Annotated in this window: 18 protein-coding genes and 1 tRNA gene; 14 read left to right on the forward strand and 5 right to left on the reverse strand. The window is 70.6% G+C overall.

Annotated elements, in window-relative coordinates; translation table 11 throughout:
- The first annotated feature begins 3 nt into the window (after positions 1 to 3).
- The 10 genes from G1H10_RS17845 to G1H10_RS17895 all read left to right on the forward strand — a co-directional run bounded on the left by G1H10_RS17845 (position 4) and on the right by G1H10_RS17895 (position 12,997).
- Positions 4 to 567 carry an NADH-quinone oxidoreductase subunit J gene (locus tag G1H10_RS17845; protein WP_163740238.1) on the forward strand — a complete coding sequence of 188 codons (564 nt, stop codon included), beginning with the start codon at positions 4 to 6 and terminating at the stop codon, positions 565 to 567.
- Entirely contained in the window at positions 564 to 869 is a 306-nt protein-coding gene (locus G1H10_RS17850; RefSeq protein WP_163740240.1) for an NADH-quinone oxidoreductase subunit NuoK, read from the forward strand. The genes G1H10_RS17845 and G1H10_RS17850 overlap by 4 nt, the downstream gene beginning before the upstream one ends.
- A gap of 9 nt (positions 870 to 878) precedes the next feature.
- The gene (locus tag G1H10_RS17855) at positions 879 to 2,813 is read left to right on the forward strand and encodes a proton-conducting transporter transmembrane domain-containing protein (RefSeq protein WP_163740242.1); all 1,935 of its coding nucleotides are present in this window, start codon (positions 879 to 881) and stop codon (positions 2,811 to 2,813) included.
- Positions 2,814 to 2,846: 33 nt separating this feature from the next.
- On the forward strand, positions 2,847 to 4,439 hold the full coding sequence (locus G1H10_RS17860; RefSeq protein ID WP_163740243.1) for a complex I subunit 4 family protein: 1,593 nt from the start codon (positions 2,847 to 2,849) through the stop codon (positions 4,437 to 4,439).
- Positions 4,436 to 5,890, forward strand: a complete 1,455-nt coding sequence (locus tag G1H10_RS17865) for an NADH-quinone oxidoreductase subunit N (RefSeq protein WP_216853389.1) — start codon at positions 4,436 to 4,438, stop codon at positions 5,888 to 5,890. The genes G1H10_RS17860 and G1H10_RS17865 overlap by 4 nt, the downstream gene beginning before the upstream one ends.
- 378 nt (positions 5,891 to 6,268) lie before the next feature.
- Entirely contained in the window at positions 6,269 to 9,580 is a 3,312-nt protein-coding gene (fdh, locus tag G1H10_RS17875; RefSeq protein ID WP_312856601.1) for a formate dehydrogenase, read from the forward strand.
- Complete coding sequence (locus G1H10_RS17880) at positions 9,577 to 10,509, forward strand: 4Fe-4S dicluster domain-containing protein (protein ID WP_163740247.1); 933 nt, start codon at positions 9,577 to 9,579, stop codon at positions 10,507 to 10,509. The genes fdh and G1H10_RS17880 overlap by 4 nt, the downstream gene beginning before the upstream one ends.
- A gap of 36 nt (positions 10,510 to 10,545) precedes the next feature.
- Positions 10,546 to 11,478, forward strand: coding sequence for an NrfD/PsrC family molybdoenzyme membrane anchor subunit (gene nrfD, locus G1H10_RS17885; RefSeq protein WP_216853391.1), 933 nt, complete (start codon positions 10,546 to 10,548; stop codon positions 11,476 to 11,478).
- A gap of 104 nt (positions 11,479 to 11,582) precedes the next feature.
- Positions 11,583 to 12,071, forward strand: coding sequence for a permease (locus G1H10_RS17890; protein WP_281354293.1), 489 nt, complete (start codon positions 11,583 to 11,585; stop codon positions 12,069 to 12,071).
- Between the two features lie 197 nt (positions 12,072 to 12,268).
- Complete coding sequence (locus tag G1H10_RS17895) at positions 12,269 to 12,997, forward strand: acetate uptake transporter (protein WP_163740250.1); 729 nt, start codon at positions 12,269 to 12,271, stop codon at positions 12,995 to 12,997.
- Positions 12,998 to 13,097: 100 nt separating this feature from the next.
- Here G1H10_RS17895 and selB read toward each other — a convergent pair whose 3' ends face one another.
- The 3 genes from selB to G1H10_RS17910 form a co-directional block, all read right to left on the reverse strand.
- Positions 13,098 to 14,891, reverse strand: a complete 1,794-nt coding sequence (gene selB, locus G1H10_RS17900; protein ID WP_163740252.1) for a selenocysteine-specific translation elongation factor — start codon at positions 14,889 to 14,891, stop codon at positions 13,098 to 13,100.
- Complete coding sequence (gene selA, locus G1H10_RS17905) at positions 14,891 to 16,213, reverse strand: L-seryl-tRNA(Sec) selenium transferase (protein WP_163740254.1); 1,323 nt, start codon at positions 16,211 to 16,213, stop codon at positions 14,891 to 14,893. The genes selB and selA overlap by 1 nt, the downstream gene beginning before the upstream one ends.
- A gap of 40 nt (positions 16,214 to 16,253) precedes the next feature.
- Positions 16,254 to 16,349, reverse strand: a tRNA-Sec gene (locus G1H10_RS17910).
- 63 nt (positions 16,350 to 16,412) lie between these two features.
- Between G1H10_RS17910 and selD the strand changes: the two genes are divergently transcribed.
- From selD to G1H10_RS17930, 4 genes are all read left to right on the forward strand, one after another.
- Complete coding sequence (gene selD / locus G1H10_RS17915; RefSeq protein ID WP_163740255.1) at positions 16,413 to 17,438, forward strand: selenide, water dikinase SelD; 1,026 nt, start codon at positions 16,413 to 16,415, stop codon at positions 17,436 to 17,438.
- 145 nt (positions 17,439 to 17,583) lie between these two features.
- Positions 17,584 to 18,309 (forward strand): ABC transporter ATP-binding protein, encoded by a 726-nt coding sequence (locus G1H10_RS17920; protein ID WP_163740257.1) that lies wholly within the window; start codon positions 17,584 to 17,586, stop codon positions 18,307 to 18,309.
- Positions 18,309 to 19,046 carry an ABC transporter permease gene (locus G1H10_RS17925; protein ID WP_163740259.1) on the forward strand — a complete coding sequence of 246 codons (738 nt, stop codon included), beginning with the start codon at positions 18,309 to 18,311 and terminating at the stop codon, positions 19,044 to 19,046. The genes G1H10_RS17920 and G1H10_RS17925 overlap by 1 nt, the downstream gene beginning before the upstream one ends.
- Before the next feature lie 167 nt (positions 19,047 to 19,213).
- Positions 19,214 to 19,723, forward strand: coding sequence for a helix-turn-helix domain-containing protein (locus G1H10_RS17930; protein WP_163740261.1), 510 nt, complete (start codon positions 19,214 to 19,216; stop codon positions 19,721 to 19,723).
- An 89-nt stretch (positions 19,724 to 19,812) separates the two neighbouring features.
- On the opposite strand, the gene G1H10_RS17935 is transcribed toward G1H10_RS17930, so the two are convergent.
- On the reverse strand, positions 19,813 to 20,433 hold the full coding sequence (locus G1H10_RS17935) for a ClpP family protease (RefSeq protein WP_163740263.1): 621 nt from the start codon (positions 20,431 to 20,433) through the stop codon (positions 19,813 to 19,815).
- Positions 20,434 to 20,438: 5 nt separating this feature from the next.
- On the reverse strand, positions 20,439 to 21,059 hold the full coding sequence (locus tag G1H10_RS17940; RefSeq protein ID WP_163740264.1) for a ClpP family protease: 621 nt from the start codon (positions 21,057 to 21,059) through the stop codon (positions 20,439 to 20,441).
- Positions 21,060 to 21,276 lie beyond the last annotated feature (217 nt).

Below are 21,276 nucleotides of genomic sequence, written 5' to 3' on the forward strand. Positions count from 1 at the left end.
CCGATGCTGACCGACGTCACCCTGGCGGTCCTGGGCGTGCTCGCCGTCGCGGCGGGCGGAGCCGTGTTCACCGTCGACTCGATGGCGCGCGCCACGTATGCGCTGCTTGCCTCGTTTCTGGCGGTGGCCGGGATCGTCCTGACGCTCGACCTCACCTATCTGGCCGTCGTCACGGCGCTGATGATGACGATGGAGATGGCCATCATGGGCGTGTTCATGGTCATGTTCATGATGAACCCGGGCGGGCTGATGCCGATGACCATGATGCACAACACCCGGGGCGCGGCCGCCGTCGGCGTCGCGGTCTTCGCCCTGCTCACCACCGGCATCTGGACCATCGACTGGCCCGACGCCCGAGGCCGTCCCAGCCGGGACAGCACGCATCAGCTGGCCGAGGCGCTCATGGGTAGCCACATGCTGGTGATGGTGGTGGTCGCAGCCGCACTGTTCGCCACCATCATCGCCGGAACCGTGCTGGCCACGCACCGCGGCCGCTACGACCGGTTCGGCCCGAACCTCGACGCACGTCCGCCGCGCGATCCCATCCCCGGAGGGCTGCCGCGATGATGCTCGAGATCCTGCTGACGTTCGCCGCCGCCTTGATCGGTGTCGGCCTGTTCGGCGCCTTGTCCCAGCAGTCCATCGTCATGATCATGATGGGTCTCGAACTCGCGGTGAACGGCGTGATCGTGGCGGCCGCCTCGGCATGGTATTTCCTCACCCCGGCGGCGCCGGACGCTCAGGTGCTCGTCGTTCTCGCGCTGGTCGTGATGGCGGTGGAGATGGCGATGGGGTTCGCCGCGACGGTGGCGATCTACCGGGCACGGCAGGTCGACACCGTCGACGACGCCAAGGACCTGCGCGGATGAGGCCGCACCATGCCCGCCGCTGAATCGTCCGTGCTGGCGATGCTGGTGCTGCTCCCCGCGGCGGCCGGCACTGCGCTCCTGGTGGCCGGCCGGCATGCCGACCGGGCGGCCGGGTCGGTCGCGGCCGCCGCCACGATCACCGTCACCGGGCTCGCCGTCGTCGCGGCGGACATCCGCCCGGCGGTGTCCGCTCCGTTCGTGCGGACGGTCGATTCGGGTGCGTTCGCCCTGGCAGTCGACGGCCTTTCCGCGGCGATGCTGGTGATGCTCGGGTTGACCAGCCTGGCTGTCGTCGCGTTCGGCACCGTCGACCTTCCGGCGGACGCCGCTCGCGCACGCTTCTTCGGTTTCCTGCTGCTGTTCGTCGCCGCGATGTCGGTCACGGTGACCGCGACGACCCTCCCGGCACTACTGCTGGGGTGGGAGGTGATGGGCGCCATGTCCTACGCGCTCATCGGCTTCCACTGGCGGACGCCCGGCACGGTGCGGGCCGGGACGACCGCGTTCGTCACCACGCGCAGCGCCGACACCGGACTGTACATCGCGGCCGGCGCCGTGCTGGCCGGTTCCGGCACCCTCGGTCTCGACGCCCTGTCCGGCATGGACAACGGATGGCGGCACGTCGCGGCCGCCGGCATCCTGGTGGCCGCCTTCGGCAAGTCCGCGCAGCTGCCGTTCTCGGGGTGGCTGTCCGCCGCGATGCAGGGTCCCAGCCCGGTCAGCGCGCTGCTGCACTCGGCCACCATGGTGGCCGCGGGAGGTTATCTCCTGTTGCGGGCCCTGCCGCTGCTGGAGATCACCGCCTGGGCGGCGACCACCACGGCCTGGGTAGGAGCGGTCACCGCACTGGTCCTCGGTGCCGTGGCCTGCGCGCAGTCCGATCTGAAACAGGCGCTGGCGGCAAGCACCGCCGCCCAGATCGGTTTCGTCGTCCTGGCCGCCGGGGCAGGCGCGAGCGCCGGCGGCCTCGGACACCTGCTCGCCCATGCCGGCGTCAAGGCGGGACTGTTCGTGGCGGTCGGCGCCTGGCTGACCGCCCTCGGCACCAGCGGCTCAGCCGGGCAGCGCGGGGCCGGCCGGCGCTACCCCGCCATGGGCACGGCCGCTGCGCTCGGCTGCGCGGTCCTGGCCGGTGTGCCGCCGCTGGGTCTCTGGGCCACCAAAGACGAGGTGCTGGCCGGCGTGGACGGCGCGGCGTTGCACATCACCGCACTCGCCGCCGGCGTGCTGGCCGCCGTGTACGCCGGCCGGATTCTGGCGACGGTGCTCGGCCCGCCGTCGCCCGCCGGAGCGCTGCACACGGAGGAGCCGGGGACGCTCCGGGTACCGGGTGGCGCCGTCGCCGTCGCGACCGGCCTGATCGTCGGGGCGGGAGGACTGGGCGTGGTGGCCGTTCCGGCCGTCGCAGACGCCGTCAAGGACCTCCTCGATGCGCCGGGTGAGCCGGCCCCGTCGGCGTCGATGATGGTGCTGTCCGGCGCCCTCGCCGTCGGCGCGCTCACGGCGACGCTGGCCCGTCCACGGAGGATCACCGAGCTCGATCGGACCGTACTGGCACGTTGGGCCGCGCTCCCCCGGCTGCTCTCCGCCCGGCCGGTCGCGGCGGTGGCGCGGTTCGCCGCCGCGGTCGACGACCACGGCATCGATCGCGCCGCACGGCGTGTGGGGGCCGGCGTCCGACGGCTCGCCGGACGCATCGGCGCCGCCGACGGGGCAGCCGACCGGCTGGTGCACGACGTGGCCGGAAGTGTCCAGCTGGCCGCCACCACCGCGGCGACCGGCGACGTCACCAGGGTCGACCGCGTCGTCCGCGGTGTGGCGTCGACGTTGCGAGCCATCGGCGAGTCCGCGCGCCGACCACAGAGCGGGCTGCTGCACCAGTACTACGCCACGGCCGCCGCCGGTCTCGGGGCCTTGTTCCTGCTGCTGCTCGTGGTGCGTTGAGCGATGTCATCCATGGCGATGAGGTGAACACGGATGCTGACGGTCGTCGTCTTCCTGCCCGCCGCGGTGGCGGTTCTGCTGCTGGCGATACCCCGGATCCCGGACCGGCTGTGCCCGCACGTCTGGGTGGCGGCGGCGGCGCTCGACGTCGTCCTCGTCGGCTGGCTCTGGTGGCGCTACGCCGACGAGGAAGCCGGCGGAGGTATCGCGTTCGAGGCCAGACTCGACTGGATCCCCACGGTGGAGGCGGGTTACCACGTCGGCGTGGACGGGGTCTCGCTGCCGCTGATCGCGATGTCCGCCGTGCTCTTCCTCGCCTGTGCCGTCTGGTCGGTACGTGAACGGCAGCGGCCCCGCACCTACGCGGCGCTCTTCCTCTTCCTGCAGACCGTCTGCCTGGGCGCGTTCGCCGCACTCGACCTGATCCTGTTCTTCGTCTTCTTCGATCTGAGCATCGTCGCGATGTACTTCGTCATCGCCGGCTGGGGCCACGGCGACCGGCGGCGCAGCGCGCTGAAATTCTTCCTCTACACCTTCCTGGGTTCGCTCGCGTTGCTGGTCGGTTTCATCGGTCTCTTCCTGGGCGCCGACGAGCGGACGTTCGACATGGTGGCGCTCGCCGCCGACCCGCCGCTGCGGGACTCGCCGCTGGCCGCCGGCCTGGTGCTGCTGGCGATCGGCCTGGGGCTGGCGATCAAGACCCCCGTGTTCCCGTTCCATACCTGGCTGCCCGACGCGCACACGGACGCTCCCGCGCCCGGATCGGCGATCCTCGCCGGCGTGCTGCTGAAGCTCGGCACGTACGGGTTCGCGCGGATCGCGATGCCGATGCTGCCGGAGGCGTGGGAGCGATGGGCCATGGTGGTGGTGATCGTCGGCGTGGTCAGCGCCATCTGGGGTGCGCTGGTGGCACTTGCGCAGACCGACGCGAAGCGGATGATCGCCTACACGTCGGTCAACCACATGGGATATGTGCTGCTCGCTCTCGGTGCCGTCGGGTTGGCCGGGCAGGCCGACACCGACGCGGGTGCGGTCGCAGCCGTCGGCGCGATCGTCCAGATGGTCAGCCACGGCTTGCTCACCGGCGCGCTCTTCCTGCTCTCCGGGGTGCTGTGGACGCGCGGGCGCACGCACGAGTTCAGCCAGTGGGGCGGTCTCGCCCGGCCCGCGCCCGTCTTCGCCGCGTGCCTGGCCGTCGCCGCGTTCGGGGCACTCGGGCTGCCCGGACTGTCCGGTTTCATCGCTGAGTTCCAGATCTTCGCGGGAGCCATCCAGGCCGCGCCGGTGCCCGCGATCATCGCCGTCAGCGGCATCGTGATCACCGCCGGTCTGTTCCTGCTCGCGCTGCAACGCCTGCTCACCGGAGACACCGCGATACCGGCGCGAGTTCCGGTTCGCGCCGGAGCCGGAGCACGACGGTTCGATGACGGCGACGGCGACGATGGCGGCGAGGACCGTGGCCGCAGCGAGAACAGAACCGGCCCCATGCCGGACTTGAGCCGCTGGGAGGTCGGCGCCGTCGTCCCGCTACTCGCGCTGTCCGTGCTGATCGGGGTGGCGCCGCGGGCGCTGCTGAACGTGGTCGAGCCGGCGGCCACGACGCTGGCATCAGTGTTCGGCGGGTGAGCGGCAGCATGGTCGACCCGTTGGTTCTTCTGCCGGAGTTCCTGCTGCTGGCCGGCGCCCTGGCCGCATTGCTCCTGGGCCTGTGGACACCGCGTGACCGGCAGCGGCGCGCCGCCGTCATCGCCGTCGTCGCGTGCGTCGCCAGCGCCGTCGCGACGGCGGGAGCGTTGCCGGGTGGCACCGAGACGGCGTTCCACCACACGTGGATCGTCGACGGCACCACGGGCGTCACCCGCCTCGTCGTCGCGGCCGCCCTGATCGCGGCGGTCGTCCTCTGCCGGTCCGCGTTCGCCCACCATGACCGCGAGACTGAGGCGTACGTGCTGGTCCTGCTGGCCGGCATCGGCGCCATCGCGCTCAGCGCCAGCGCCGACCTTCTCGTGCTGCTCGCGTCCTATCTGCTCGCCAGCATCCCGCTGTATGCGCTGGTGGGCTTCGCCAAGGATGCACGCGGCGTCGAAGCGACCCTGAAGTACTACCTGATGAGCGCACTGGTCGGAGTACTGATGCTGCTGGGTGCGGCGACGCTGATGCTGGCCGCCGGACAGACCCGCTACGACACCCTCGAGGCGAGCCTGCCGCAGGCGCCGACCGGCGTGGTCGCTCTCGGCGCCCTCGCCGTGCTCGCCGGCATGGCGTTCAAGGCGGGCGCGGTGCCGATGCACTTCTGGCTGCCGGACGCCGCCGCGGGCGCCAGTCCGGCCGCAGCCGCGGTGATCACCACCGTGCCCAAGGTCGGTGCGCTCGCCGCCGCCTTCCGCCTGGTGGACATGCCGTTCGCAGATGTGGACGCGAACGTGCCGGTGCTCGTCGCGGCGATCGCGGCGGCCAGCATGACGCTCGGGAATCTCGCCGCCTTCGGGCAGACCGAGGTGCTGCGGCTGCTCGCCTACTCCAGCATCAGCCAGGTCGGATACGTGCTGATGGCGGTGGCGGTCGCGGCCCGCAGTGATCTGGCCGACGCAGGGCTGGCGGTCTACCTGGCCGCCTACGCCGTCGCCAACGTAGGTGCGTTCGCCGCTGCCGCCGTCGCGCCGCGGGCCCGCACCATCTCCGAGTGGGCCGCGTCCGCCGCCCGCAGCCGATGGCTGGTGCTGAGCCTGACGGTGTGCCTGCTCAGCCTGGTGGGCACGCCGCCGACCGGCGTCTTCGTCGGAAAGCTGGCCGTCTTCACTGCCGCAGGCGACGGCGGATTCGGCTGGCTCGTCGTGCTGGCAGCCGTCAACACGGTGGCGAGCCTGTTCTACTACCTGCGCTGGATCGCGCCCGCGTTCACCCAGCACACGGCGTCGGCGGCGAGCAGCGCAGCCGACGTCACCCCCGCCGACGTCACCCCCGCCAACGTCACCCCAGCCCAGAGCGCTCCCGCCGCCGTCGTGCACGTTACGGCGGCCGGCTCTGTCGTGCTGGGCGTGCTGTCCGGTCTGTGGCTCGCCACCACAGTCGGTTAGCAAAGCAAAGACGCAGGACCGTGATCCGCCCACAGAGTCACCGCTGATCCCTCCCGCCGACGCTCTCGTCATGGTTCCGAGTCAGCGTGGTGCACCTCGGCCGTTGCCCCAAGGAAGCTCATTTCCGCCACGGCGACCACGTGGAACCTTGGTGCTTCAGCAACGCTGACGCTCCAAGGAAGCTCGGTGTTGCTGTTGCGACCACACGGAGGCTCGGTGCCACGACGACGCGGGTTCGAGGAAGATTGGCGCGGCGACGCGGGGGCGGCCAGCCCGGCGAACAGAGAAAGACGTATAGAACGCGCGGTGCGGGGTACGGCACCGAGCACGAAGCCGGAACCGGTCTCGACGCACGATCGCACGCGGAGGTGACATGCCGTGGGCCTCAAAACGTGGCTGGATCATTGGCCCGTGTATCGCCAGCTCACCGGGACGGATCCGCTGGGCCGCGGAGCCGCCAGCAAGTCCCGGCGCAGGGCCGAGCTGACTCCGCGCACAGCCACCGCCGAACGCGTGGTCAAGTCCGTCTGTCCGTACTGCGCCGTCGGCTGCGGGCAGAACGTCTACGTCGACGACGGCACGGTCACCCAGATCGAGGGCGACCCGGACAGCCCCATCTCCCGTGGACGGCTCTGTCCCAAGGGCGCGGCCAGTGAGCAGCTGGTGAACTCCCCGACGCGGGAGACCAAGGTCCGCTACCGCCGGCCGTACGGCACCGAGTGGGAAGACCTGGATCTGGACACCGCGCTCGACATGATCGCGGACCGGGTGATCCAGACCCGTCGGCGGACCTGGCAGGACACCGACGAGCACGGCCGGTATCTCAACCGGACGATGGGCATCTCGCACCTGGGCGGCGCGACGCTGGACAACGAGGAGAACTACCTCATCAAGAAGCTCTACACGGCGCTCGGGGCGATCCAGATCGAGAATCAGGCGCGCATTTGACACTCCTCCACCGTCCCCGGTCTGGGGACCTCGTTCGGGCGCGGCGGCGCCACCACCTTCCAGCAGGACCTGCAGAACTCTGACTGCATCGTCATCCAGGGCTCGAACATGGCCGAGTGCCACCCGGTCGGGTTCCAGTGGGTGATGGAGGCGAAGCGGCGCGGCGCCACGGTGATCCATGTCGATCCCCGGTTCACCCGCACCAGCGCCCTCGCCGACGCGCATGTGCCGCTGCGCGCCGGCTCCGACATCGCGTTCCTCGGCGGCCTGATCAACTACGTCCTCACCAATGAGCTGGACTTCCGCGAGTACGTGGTCGAGTACACCAACGCCGCGGCGATCGTCGACCAAGAGTTCCAGGACACCGAGGACCTGGACGGGTTGTTCTCCGGGTTCGACCAGGAGAGCATGACGTACAACCCGCTGAGCTGGGCCTATGAAGGCGCACGCGCCACCGCGGCGGCGGGGCACCGGGACATGCCCAAACCGGAGGCGGGCGCTGCGGCGGCGGAGGAGGAAGCCGGTGCCGGCGCCGGCGAGGAAGCGGGCTCGGGGGGACCTCCCGTTCCCGGCAAGCCCGAGCGCGACCCGACCCTGCAGCACCCGCGGTGCGTCTACCAGATCCTCAAGCGGCACTTCTCGCGCTATACGCCGGACGTCGTCGAGCAGATCTGCGGCGTGCCCAAGGATCAGTTCCTGCAGGTCGCGCATGCGGTGACGCGCAGCTCCGGGCGGGACAAGACGACGGCGTGGGTGTACTCCGTCGGCTGGACCCAGCACACCGTCGGCGTCCAGTACATCCGCACCGCGGCCATTCTTCAGCTGCTGCTGGGGAACATCGGCCGGCCCGGTGGCGGGATCCTGGCCCTGCGCGGCCACGCGTCGATCCAGGGGTCCACCGACATCCCGACGCTGTTCAATCTGCTCCCCGGCTACATCCCGATGCCGCACGCGCACCACGACGAGACGCTGGAGGAGTTCGTCGAGTCCGACGCCGGCAGCACCGGATTCTGGGGCAACATGCGCGCGTACGCGGTCAGCCTGCTCAAGGCCTGGTGGGGACCGCACGCCACGGAGGACAACGACTACTGCTTCGGATACCTGCCCCGGCTCACCGGCGACCACGGCACGTACCGCACCGTGCTCGACCAGATCGCCGGCAAGGTGCAGGGGTACTTCGTGATCGGCGAGAATCCCGCCGTCGGGTCGTCGAACGCCAAGCTGCAGCGGCTCGGATTGGCCAACCTGGAGTGGCTCGTCGTCCGTGACCTGCAGATGATCGAGACCGCGACATTCTGGCAGAACGCCCCAGAGCTGGAGACCGGCGAGCTGGAGACGGAGCGGATCGGCACCGAGGTGTTCTTCCTGCCGGCCGCGTCGCACACCGAGAAGGACGGGACGTTCACCAACACCCAGCGGCTGCTGCAGTGGCACCACAAGGCGGTCGAGCCGGCCGGAGACCGCCGCAGCGACCTGTGGTTCTACTACCACCTCGGCCGGCGCATCCGGCAGAAGCTGGCCACCTCCACCGATCCGCGCGACCGGCCGGTGCTGGAACTGACCTGGCAGTACCCGACGGAGGGCGACCACGATGAGCCGAGCGCGGACGCGGTGCTCCGCGAGATCAGCGGCGTCGACGCGGACGGCAACCCGCTGCCCGGCTACACCCAGCTCAGCGATGACGGCTCGACGGCCTGCGGATGCTGGATCTACTGCGGCTGCTACGCCGACGGGGTGAACCAGACGGCGCGCCGCAAGCCCGGGAGCGAGCAATCCTGGGTGGCGCCGGAGTGGGCGTGGGCCTGGCCGGACAATCGCCGCATCATCTACAACCGGGCATCCGCCGATCCGGACGGGCGGCCGTGGAGTGAGCGGAAGGCCTACGTCTGGTGGGATCGGGAGCAAGGACGGTGGACCGGGCACGACACACCGGATTTCGAGGCCACCAAGCCGCCCGATTTCGAACCGGAGCCCGGCGCGCACGCACAGCACGCGCTGGCCGGCACCGACGCGTTCATCATGCAGACCGACGGCAAGGCATGGCTGTACGTGCCCACCGGGCTGCTGGACGGCCCGTTGCCGACGCACTACGAGCCGGAGGAATCACCGGTGGACAACCTCCTCTACGGCCAGCGTGCCAACCCGGCCCGGCGGCTCTACCGGCACCCGGCCAACCCCTACCAGCCCCGCGGCGGCGACACGTTCCCGTACGTGTTCACCACCTACCGGCTCACCGAGCACCACACGGCCGGCGGGATGAGCAGGTTCCTGCCCTACCTGTCCGAGCTGCAGCCGGAGTTCTTCTGCGAGGTCTCGCCCGAGTTGGCGGCCGAGCGCGACCTGGAGCACGGCGGCTGGGCGACGATCGTCACCGCACGGACGGCGGTCGAGGCCCGGGTGCTGGTCACGGAACGGATGCGGCCGCTGCGGGTGCAGGACCGCGTCGTGCACCAGGTCGGAGTGCCGTACCACTGGGGACCGAACGGCATCTCCACCGGCGACGCCGGGAACGAGCTGCTGCCCGCGGTGCTGGATCCGAACGTCAACATCCAGGAGTCCAAGGCGTCGACGTGCGACGTCGTCCCCGGGCGCCGGCCTAGAGGACCGGACCTGCAGCGGCTCGTCGCCGATTACCGGACACGCGCGGGGATGAGCGGGAGTACGGACACGGCGACGAACGGCGCGACGACGGACAGCACGACGACGGACGGCGCGGTGATGAACAGGAGGACGGGCGCATGACGAACCAGCTGTACGGCCCGGTCGACGATGTGGCGGCGCAGGCCGGCCACGCCGACGATCACCCGCCACGTGTCGGATTCCTCACCGACACCAGCGTCTGTATCGGCTGCAAGGCGTGCGAGGTCGCGTGCAAGGAGTGGAACCTGGTCCCCGAGGACGGCATGGACCTGCTCGGCTCGTCGTACGACAACACCGGCGACCTCGGCGCCAACACCTGGCGGCACGTCGCCTTCATCGAGCAGGCGGCGCCACGCCGGGAGCTGGTCGACCTCGGGATGCCCGGCAAGGGCCCGCCCGGGCACGTCGCCGAAGGCCTGCCGGACGCACCACCCGGCGGTCAGCAGACCGAGCAGTCCGACCGGGACGTGCGCTGGTTGATGATGTCCGATGTCTGCAAGCACTGCACCCACGCGGCCTGCCTGGACGTGTGCCCCACCGGGTCGCTGTTCCGCACCGAGTTCGGCACCGTGGTGGTGCAGGAGGACATCTGCAACGGCTGCGGCTACTGCGTGCCGGCGTGCCCGTACGGAGTCCTCGATGTGCGCCCGGAAGACGGGCGGGTGTGGAAGTGCACGCTCTGCTACGACCGGCTTTCCGATGGGATGGAACCGGCCTGTGCCAAGGCCTGCCCGACCGATTCGATCCAGTTCGGCCCGCTGGACGAACTCCGCGAACGCGGCGCGCAGCGCGTGCGGGAACTGCATGAGGCCGGTGTCGAGGAGGCCCGGCTGTACGGCGAGGATCCGAACGACGGCGTCGGCGGTGACGGCGCGTTCTTCCTGCTGCTCGACGAGCCCGAGGTGTACGGGCTGCCGCCGGATCCGGTCGTCACCACCCGCGATCTGCCGTCCATGTGGAAACACGCAGCAGCCGCAGGAGCGACGGCGGCTGCGGCAGTGATCGCGGCGTTTGTGGGTACAAGGCGGTAGCCAAGGGGCGACAGGGCAGATCGAAGGGAGACGCGCGTGCCAGCCAAGCCGACCCGGCGCGGCGGCGAGCAGTCGATGGTGCCGCGGGCCGAGTTCCAGTCCTACTACGGCCGTCCGGTGATCAAGCCCCCGACATGGAAGACGCCGGACGTCCCCGCCTACTTCTTTCTCGGCGGCTTGGCCGGAGCGTCGTCGGCGATGGCCACGTTGGCGGAGATCGGCGGCCGTCCCCGGCTGGTCCGTATCGGGACGCTGGCGGCGGGACTGGGCGCAGCCGGGGGCACGGCCGCACTCATCCATGATCTCGGCCGGCCAGAGCGCTTCCTCAACATGCTGCGGGTGTTCAAGCCAACGTCGCCGCTGAGCATGGGATCGTGGCTGCTGGCGTCGTTCGGCACGCTCTCCGGAGCGGCGGCCGCCTCCACGGTGACCGGGCTGCTGCCGCGCGCCGGCACCGCCGCACGCGCCGGGGCCGCCGTGCTCAGTCCCGTGATGATGACGTACACCGCCGTGCTGGTGGCGGACACGGCGGTGCCGATCTGGCACGACGGCCACCGCGAGCTGCCGTTCGTCTTCGCCGGCGGCTCGCTGACCAGTGGCGGTGGCCTCGGCATGGTGTGCGCGCCGCCGAAGGACAGCGGCCCGGCGCGGGCGATGGCCGTGGCCGGGGCCGGTTTGGAGCTCGTCGCCGAGCAACGGATGAGCTCCCGGCTGGGGATGGTGGCCGAGCCCTACCACCGGGGCCGGAGCGGCCGCTGGATGCGCGCCGGGAAACTGCTCACCGCCGCCGGGGCGCTCGGCACGCTGGCCGCACGGCGCAGTCGCGTCGCCTCCGTGGCGTCCGGCGCGGCGCTGCTGGCGGGCGCGCTCTGTACGCGCTTTGGAGTGTTCGACGCTGGCATGGTCTCCGCGAAGGATCCGAAGTACACGGTCGTACCACAGCGCCACTCCCATGATCATGAACACTAACCGTTCACATAGCACGGAAAGTGTTCATGATCATGGAATCGTGCGGATGCTTATCGTCGCGGCGCTTGCAGTGGCGATGCTGACGTGGGCTAAGTGGAGCCCGTATGCGCATAAGGTCGCGGATCTGTGGGAAGGAAGCGCCTGGACGGGCGCGGCCATTGTCGACCCTTCGAAATCCGGCGGCACACGGCCGAGTCTGCGCAACGGCTGGACGTTCACCGTGGACTTACTTCCAGGCCGTGTGGGTGGCGCTGGTGGCAGCGCTGATCGTCTCGGCGGCGGTCAGCGCGCTGCTGCCCGGCTCCACACTGCGCCGCCCACTGGATCGATCCTCCCGGACGGGTAGCGCGCTGGCCGGAGGCGCAATGGCGATGCCCAGCATGATGTGCACATGCTGCACCGCACGGATCACCCGCACACCGCGCGGCCAGGGCGCCTCCGCGGCGGCGACGGTCGCGTACTGGCTGGGCAACCCGGCGATCAACCCGGCCGTGCTGGTGTTCCTGATCATGGTCGCGCCGTGGCAATGGGCCGCGACCCAGGTGGCCGCCGGCGTCGTGCTGGTCGTCGGGGTCAGCGTGCTGGTGGCTTGACTGATGGTGGGCCGAGCCCTGAGCTGGCGGGTGACCGTGACGACGGCCGGCGGGGTGGCGTTCGCGGGCATCGTTGCGGCCGGGTTACCGGCGGCCATCAGTTGATGAATTCATCCCGCCCGACCCTGCCGTCGGCTGAATCGGGCCCGTGCACGTGGGTAGCGAGGAAGGAAGATCGATAAGGAGGTGATCTTCAAGTGAGCACGGCAGAGACATCCCGGCGACCGTCGGGCAACGGCGACCTCCAGTACTGGCGAGATCATACGCAGGTTGCGCTGCAGCCCGTCGCGGCCCCGTCCATCCTGGGGCTGTTCGCTTTCGCCGGTGCGACCTTCATCGTCACCGCGCACATGGCCGGGTGGTACGGGGACAGCACAAGTCCGCAGTTCCTCTTCCCCTTCGCCGCCATGTTCGGCGGGGTAGCCCAGCTTCTCGCGGGAATGTGGTCATACCGGGCACGTGATGCCCTTGCCACCGCAATGCACGGGACGTGGGGATCGTTCTGGATCGGTTACGGCATCCTGTACACGTTGGTGGCCACCGGTGTGCTGACCGAGCCCGCGACGTTCGTGGAGCTCGGCTACTGGTTCATCGCGTTAGCCGCGATCACGTGGGTCGGCGCCATCGCGGCGCTGGCGGAGAACATCTCGCTCTTCCTCACACTGGGCGCGCTGGCTGCCGGCGCGACTCTCGCGGCGATCGCGTTCATCGGAGGCAACTCCACCGTGGAGACGACTGCCGGCTGGGTCTTCCTGGCATCGGCGGCACTCGCGTTCTACACGGCGAGCTCGATGCTGCTGGAGGCCACGTACAAGCGGGTCATTCTCCCGCTGGGCCGGCTCTCCGGCGCGAACAAGCCCGGGCAGCCTCCGCGCGAGGTGATCCAGTTCGAGCATGGAGAGCCGGGCGTCAAGGTCGGGCAGTAACCGGCCGGTACAACATCGACCTGAAAGCCTGTCCGCCCACTCAGGCATGGCACGCCGGGCGCCTCCACACATGGAACATATCGCCCATGTCTACGGTCACTCAGCGTGCCATGCCGACGTCTGCAGAGGACATGCGCACGGTCCGACGATCGTCCGGGAGCCGGCGCGTCACCGCCTGCCGATCGAGGTATTCGAGCAACGGCACCGCGACCCGGCGCGTCGTGCCCAGCGTCTTCCGCGCCTCGCTCACCGTGAACGGCTGCGGAAGTGCGCGCAGCCGACGGGTCGCCTCCCTGACACAGCCCGGAAGCAGCACCACGCCGTCGGCGAGGCGGACCACCGCCCCAGCGCGTTCGGCGGCGGCCAGCTCCCGGCGTCCCAGACCGAGCTCAGCCAGCCGGGAAGCGTCCGGGGCGGCGAACGGCTGGTCGGCGAGATCCGCGCGCAGCGTCTCGATCGCCTCGATCAACCTCGTAGGCAGCTGCCCGGCGGCGCCGTCGTCTTCGGCGGTGACCACGCGCCCTGATCGCACCTCGAGCGGCGCAGCCACCAGTGCATGCACCAGCGCCCGATCGGGCAGACCGAGCGCCCGGCGGACCACCTCGATCGGTGGGCCGGGTTCCAGCGGATTCCGGCGGCGGGCCTCCGCGACCGTCTCCCGCAGCCGGGTGCGCAGCCTCCCCCAGAGGTCATCATCGACGAGCCACCCGGCGCCGACCGGAGTGCCCGTCACCTGCACACCCATTCGCTCCAGGTCCTCGCGCCGGGCGAACCCGCGCCTGCGCAGCTCTGAACCCTCGTCAGGGCGGCCGTCCAGGTCGGTCAGCGCCTTCGCCCGGGCGGCCGCGGCGCCGCGCCGCCGCAACGCCGGCGGCGCGACATCCAGGACGGTCAACCCGCCGGCGATCCGGTGCGATCCGGGGTCACGCAGGAGCCCGTGGTCACCGATCCGCAGCGGCACCGGCCGCGCCAGGGTCAGCCGGGCGGTATCGGCACCGAGCGGCCGTACCCGCGCCGGAATCGCCGCGGAGCCGGTGTGCATCATCACCTGCCGCGGCAACGACGTCACCTCGTCCCCGTGCACCCGCACGTCCACCATGTCCGTCGGCCGGAACCGTCCGGGCGTCAGCAGGGCGTCGCCGCGGCGCACGTCGTCGGTGGAGACGCCGCGCAGGTTCAGCGCCACCCGGGCCACCGCCGTCGCCTCGGCCACCGGCTCGGCGAGGCAGTGCAGTCCGCGGACACGCGCCGTGCGGCCGAGCGCGGCGATCTCCAGCTCGTCCCCGACGCGCAGCCGCCCCGCCGGCAGCGTCCCGGTCACCACGGTGCCGCTGCCGGTGATGGAGAAGGACCGGTCCACCCAGAGCCGCACCGCGTCGTCGGTGTCCGGCGCGGGCAACGTCGCCACCAGCCGGTCCAGTGACCGGCGCAGAGCTTCCAGGCCCGTACCGTCGATACCGCTCACCGACACCACATCGACGTCGCCCAGCGACGTCGACTCCATCTCCTCGCGTGCCCGCTGCGCGGCCGGGCCCGGATCCGCCAGGTCGCTCCGGGTGACGGCGACCACGGCATGCTGGACGCCCAGCGCGTGCAGCGCGTCGAGGTGTTCGGCCGACTGCGGCATCCATCCCTCGTCGGCCGCTACGACGAACAGCGCGGCCGGCACCGGCCCGACGCCGGCGAGCATGTTCGGCACGAACCGCTCATGGCCGGGCACGTCCACGAACGCGGCGGTGGCCCCGGACGGCAACGTCGTCCATGCGAATCCCAGGTCGATGGTGAGCCCGCGCCGGCGCTCCTCCGCCCACCGGTCGGGTTCCATCCCGGTCAGCGCTTTGACCAGAGTGGACTTGCCGTGGTCGACGTGACCGGCGGTGGCGAGCACATGCATCAGGCGCCTGGATGCCCGGTCGCGGCCGCGACGACGGCCGAGCGCAGCGCGTCGTCCAGATCCTCAGGTACGCAGCGCAGGTCGAGCAGGAGCCGGTCGCGTTCCACCCGGCCGACGACGGCGGGGTCCTGCCGGCGCAGCGGAGCCGCCAGGTCGGCGTCGAGCGCGACGGCCCACGAGGAAAGCTCGACTCCGGGGGCGCCGCCACCGCCCACCACGCTGACCGTCTCCGCCACGTCGGCCGCCACTCCGGCCTGTCGCAGCGCATCCCGGATGCCCTCGGCACGCGCGTGCAGTTCGGAGGCGCTGCGCCGCAGCGCGTCCCAGGTCGGCGTCATCGACGCGCGCACGGTCGCCTCCAACGCGGCCAAGGTGAGTTTGTCCACCCGGAGCGCACGCGCCAGCGGGTGGCTGCGCAGCCGCTCGACGATGTCCGCACGGCCCAGCAGCAGCCCGGACTGCGGCCCGCCGAGCAGCTTGTCGCCACTGGCCGTGACCAGGTCCGCGCCTGCCGCCAGCGAGGTGCTGGCGTCCGGCTCGTCCGGTAGCAACGGGTCCGGCGCGAGCATGCCGGAGCCGAGATCCATCACCACCGGCAGGCCGAGGCCGGCCAGGTCCTCGAGGGCGACCGAGGAGACGAACCCCTGCATGGTGAAGTTCGACGGATGCACCTTGAGGATGAACGCCGTGTCCGGACCGATCACCGCCTCGTAATCCGACACCGTGGTGCGGTTGGTGGTGCCGACCTCCCGGATCGCCGCCCCCGTCGACTCGAGCAGGTCGGGCAGCCGGAAGCCGTCGCCGATCTCGACCAGTTCTCCCCTGCTGACGACGATCTCACGCCCGGCGGCCAGCGCCGTCGCGACCAGCACGAGCGCCGCGGCGCCGTTGTTCACCACGTGTGCGGCCTCGGCGGCGGGAACGGCACGCAGCAGGGCCTCGGCGGCACCCTGGCCGCGCCGGGTCCGGTTGCCGGTCTCGATGTCGAACTCCACGTCGGTGTGGCCCGCCGCCGCCAGCACCGCCTCTACCGCCGCGTCCGATAGCGGCGCACGGCCGAGGTTGGTGTGCAGCACCACACCGGTGGCGTTGATGACGGGACGGAGCGCGGCGGCGCGGCGGGGCAACGACTCCGCCGCCGCGTCGGCGACCGCGTCCGGGGACAGCTCACCTCGCCTCGCGCGCTCCTGCGCCTGTGCGACGGCTTCTTTCACGGTCTCTCGCCCCAGCGACGACGAGGCCGACGCCAGCCGGGCGTCGGTCAACACGGTGTCGGTCCGAGGTACCTGCCGACGCTGGTCCCCTGATTCACGGAGCCGCATGGTCCGCACCTCCCACCCGCTCAGATGTTGTCGTCGTACCTGGCGGAGGCGGACGGGAATCGAACCCGCCTGACCCGGCTGCCGGGCCACACCGGTTTTGAAGACCGGGAGGGACACCAGTCACCTGAACGCCTCCGTCCGGTACCGATAACCTCGTACCACCGTGTTAAACGGTGCGCTTTGGGCACAAGGTGAGGACATGACCACCTTTGCGGCTCCTGCGACGTCGGCGGTACGACTCACCCAGTACGCCCGCGGCGGCGGGTGCGCGTGCAAGATCCCGCCGGGCGAGCTCGAGACGGCGGTGGCCGGGCTGATCGGCGGCGAGCCGTCCGGCGCACCGGGCGAGCTGATGGTCGGCCTCGACACCGGCGACGACGCGGCCGCCGTGCGGCTACAGGACGGGACCGCCGTCCTGGCCACCACCGACTTCTTCTCCCCCGTCGTCGACGACGCCTACGACTGGGGTCGCATCGCCGCCGCCAACGCGCTGTCCGACATCTACGCGATGGGCGGTTCTCCGCTGGTCGCGCTGAACCTGCTCGGCTGGCCGCGCACCGAGCTGGCCTTCGACATCGCCGCCGAGGTGCTCCGCGGCGGCATCGACGTGGCCCACCGCGCGGGCTGCCATGTGGCGGGCGGGCACAGCGTGGACGATCCGGAGCCGAAGTACGGCATGGCCGTCACCGGGGTGGCCGATCCGGACCGGCTGCTGCGCAACGACGCGGGGCGGCCCGGCGTACCGCTGACGCTGACCAAGCCGCTCGGCATCGGGGTGCTCAACAACCGGCACAAGGCCACCGGTGAGGTGTTCCCGCACGCCGTCGACACCATGACGGAGCTGAACCGGGAACCGGCCCGGACGGCGGTGGAACTCGGCGTGCGCTGCGCCACCGACGTGACCGGATTCGGGCTGCTCGGGCACCTGCACAAGCTCGCCCGCGCGAGCGGCGTCGGCGCTGTGGTGGACGCGGGCCGGGTCCCGTATCTGGACGGCGCCCGGGAGGCGCTCGCCGACGGCTATGTCAGCGGCGGCACCAGGCGGAACCTGGCGTGGGTCACACCGCATCTGGACCCGGGTCGTGCCGACGACGCCGAACTCCTGCTCCTGGCCGACGCGCAGACCTCCGGCGGCTTGCTCGTGGCCGGGGAGGTGCCGGGCCATCCGGTGATCGGAGAGCTGGTGCCGCGCCGCCCGGACGGCGTCACCGTCACCGTGCGATGACGTTGCGCCCCAAGCCTGTGACAGCTGCGCAGGGATGGGGCGAGCCGTCGTCGTCGACACCACCACGCGGGCGACCAGGGTCTTGCCCTATGGCGTGCGCTTGACCTAGCGTTGATTTCAACGAGAGTTGAAATATGGAGGCGCTATGGAAGCCGCCATCACCATCACCGGCCTCACCGTCGACCGTGGCAAGAAGGAAGTGCTGCACGAGATCAGCACCGAGGTCGATCGAGGCGTCATCACCGGACTCCTCGGGCCGAGCGGCAGCGGAAAGACCACGCTGATGCGTGCCATCGTCGGCGTGCAGCTGGTCAAAGCCGGCTCCGTCACCGTCTTGGGCCGACCGGCGGGCTCGGCGTCGTTGCGGCAGTCGGTGGGTTATCTCACCCAATCGCCGAGCATCTATCAGGATCTGACCGTGTGGGAGAACGTCCGGCACTTCGCCTCGCTGTACGGCCTGGGTGACGAGGAGGCCGAGCAGACGATCAGCGACGTGGGGCTCGGCGAGCAGTCGGGCCAGCTGGCCCGCGACCTCTCCGGCGGCCAGAGCAGCCGCGCGTCGCTGGCGTGTGCGCTAGTGGGAAGGCCAGAGGTGCTGATCCTCGACGAGCCGACGGTCGGTCAGGACCCGGTGCTCCGCGACGACCTTTGGCGACGGTTCCGCAAGTTCGCGGACGAGGGGGTCACCCTGATGGTGTCCAGCCACGTCATGGACGAGGCCAACCGGTGCGACCGGCTGCTCCTGATCCGGGACGGGCGGATCATCGCCGACGACACGCCGGCCGCGGTCAAGGAGGCCGCCGGCACCAACGACCTCGACCAGGCATTCCTCACACTGGTCCGGGAGCGCGACGAGGGGGAGGCGGCGTGATGTCGGGGACGATTCTGGCCAGCACCACCGGGCGCATCCTCCGCCAGCTCCGCCACGACCGGCCCACCGTGGCCCTGGTGCTGCTGATGCCGGTCCTCCTGCTGACCCTGATCTACTACATGTTCGAGCACCAGGAGCAGACGTTCCACCGCGTCGCGCTGATCATGCTGGGCATATTCCCCTTCATCATCATGTTTCTGATCACCAGTATCGCGATGCTGCGCGAGCGGAGATCCGGCACCCTGGAACGGCTGTTCACCACACCCGTGGGCAAACTCGACCTGTTGTTCGGCTACGGACTCGCCTTCGGGCTGGCCGCTACCGTTCAGGGTGTGGTGGCCACCGGGGTCGCCTTCTGGGTGCTCGGCCTGGACACCGCGGGCACCATGGTCTGGGTCATCCTCATCGCCGTGGCCAACGCCGTGCTCGGGGTATCGCTCGGCCTGCTGTGCAGCGCTTTCGCGCGGACCGAGTTCCAGGCGGTGCAGTTTCTGCCGCTGGTGGCGACCCCGCAGATCCTGCTCTGCGGCCTGTTCGTGCCGCGGGAACAGATGGCCGGGTGGCTGGAGGGCATCAGCAACGTTCTGCCGCTGACGTACTCTGTCGAGGCGTTGATGGAGGTCGGCGCGAACCCGGATCCCACCGGCACCATGTGGCGCGATCTGGGCATCGTCGTGGGCGTCGTGGTGGTCGCGTTGGCTTTGGGCGCGGCGACGCTGCGGCGCCGTACCCCGTGATGCGAAGGGCCCGCTCGCTTCGCACCACCCGGCTCAGGCCGCAGCGAGATCCGTCTCATCACGCGTCAGCCCGCAGCGAAATCTGTGTGTATGGCGCGCGGCAGGCCGATAGGTTGAAGCCACCGGTGTTCGGTAGGTGATGATCACCAGTGCGGAGGTTGTCGGCGATGTCGGATGTGCCTGTCATCGACCCCGAGGGACGTGGCGAGGGCCGACGCGGCCAGCGCGAGCGCGATCAGCCCGAACGTGAACAGCTCGGACGTGGCCGGCCCGAGCATAGCCAGCGCGGACATGATCAGCGCGGACGTGATCAGGACGAACGCGGCCGACGGCCCCGGCCGCTGCTGCGTACCAGCCTCGGCCAGGTCCTGCGCCGCGCCCGGCTGAAGCAGGGCAGGACGCTCGCCGATGTGGCGCGCGCGGCCCAGGTGTCGATGCCGTACCTCTCCGAGATCGAGCGCGGTCGCAAGGAGGCCTCGTCCGAGGTGCTGGCGGCCGTCTGTGATTCTCTCCGGATCGAGCTGCCCGACGTGCTCGCCCAGGTCCGCAGCGACCTGGAGGCGGCGCGCCCCCGCCGGGCCCAGGTACTGCAGCTGGAGTCCTTCCGTGCCCGGCAGGCTCAGGCGCGGCCGCAGCGTCCGTCCTCCGGTGACGTCACGATGCTCGCCGCCGCTTGACCACCCCGCTTCGGCCGTCATCACCAGCCGTTGTCGTCGCCACCACGCCGTCGCCACCATGCCGCCGCCATACCGACACGGGGTCGCCGTCACCAGGCAGCGGCGGCGCGTGCGACAGGCACGGGCCGGCTGGTGATGACCTGGTCGGCGAGACCGTAGTCCACCGCCTCGGCGGCGGTGAAGGTCTTGTTCCGGTCCGTGTCCGCCGTGATCTTCTCCGCCGGATGGCCCGTGTGGCGGCTGAGGATCTCGTTCATCTCCGCGCGCACCTTGATGACCTCTTTGGCCTCCACGGCCAGGTCCGGCAGTGTGCCCCTGGCCTGGCTCGACGGCTGATGCAGTTGCACCTTGGCGTGGCGCAGCACCGAACGCTTGCCCGGCGCCCCGGCAGCCAGCAGCACGGCCGCAGCCGACGACGCCTGGCCCATGCAGAAGGTGGCGACGTCCGGCTGGATGAACTGCATCGTGTCGTAGATCGCCGTCAGCGCACTGAACGAACCACCGGGCGAGTTGATATACAGGCCGATCTCCACGTCCGGGCTGGCCGACTCCAAGTGGAGCAGCTGTGCCATCACCACGTTGGCGACGCCGTCGTCGATCTCGGTGCCGATGAAGACGATGCGCTCGGAGAGCAGCCGGGAGAAGATATCGGAGACGCGCTCGCCGCCGGCGGTCTTCTCCACCACGGTCGGGATCGTGTACTGGCTCATCGTCGTCACACCCCCATCCGGTGCCGCGCGGAGGCGGGGCGGACGTCGTCGACGCGCTCCACGATGTGGTCGATGAATCCGTAGGCGAGCGCCTCCTCGGCGTTGAACCAGCGGTCACGCTGGCTGTCCCGCTCGATGACCTCTTCGGGCTGACCGGTGTGCTGCGCGGTCAGCTTCGTCATCAGTGCTCCGGTGCGCTCCAGCTGCTCGGCGTAGATCTCGACGTCGGCGGCCGTACCGCCGAAGCCGGCCGATCCCTGATGCATCAGCACCTGGGCATGCGGAAGGCTGAACCGCTTGCCCGCCGTCCCGGCGCAGAGCAGGAACTGGCCCATGCTGGCGGCGAAGCCCATCGCCAGCGTGCTGACATCGTTGGGGATCATCCGCATCGTGTCGTAGATCGCCAGGCCGGCGCTGACCGAGCCGCCCGGCGAGTTGATGTAGAGGCTGATGTCGCCGCGCGGATCCTCCGCGGACAACAGCAGCAGTTCCGCGCACAACCGGTTGGCCACCGCGTCGTCGACCTCGCTACCGAGGACGACGATCCGCTGGTGCAGCAGCCGTGTTGCCAGTTGGTCGTCGAGGGTGCCCGCGGTCGTCGCGGGCGCTGCGGCAGACGTCGCCATCGTCTTCTCTCCCTGTGGTGATCGATCGACCCGGAATCCCGGGCCACACGATCAACCATGAACGTCGCCGGTCTGACCGGCCAAGACAATCTGCCCACAGCAGAGAAGCCGGGCCGGCACCGCGTACCGCGGACGCGTCCGACGCCGACGCCGACACGTCCGAGGCGGTCCGGCCTTAGGCGCACCCGTCGTGTGCGATCAGCGGCCGAACACGTGG

The sequence above is a fragment of the Phytoactinopolyspora halotolerans genome (genome assembly GCF_010550675.1).
Lineage (GTDB): Bacteria > Actinomycetota > Actinomycetes > Jiangellales > Jiangellaceae > Phytoactinopolyspora > Phytoactinopolyspora halotolerans.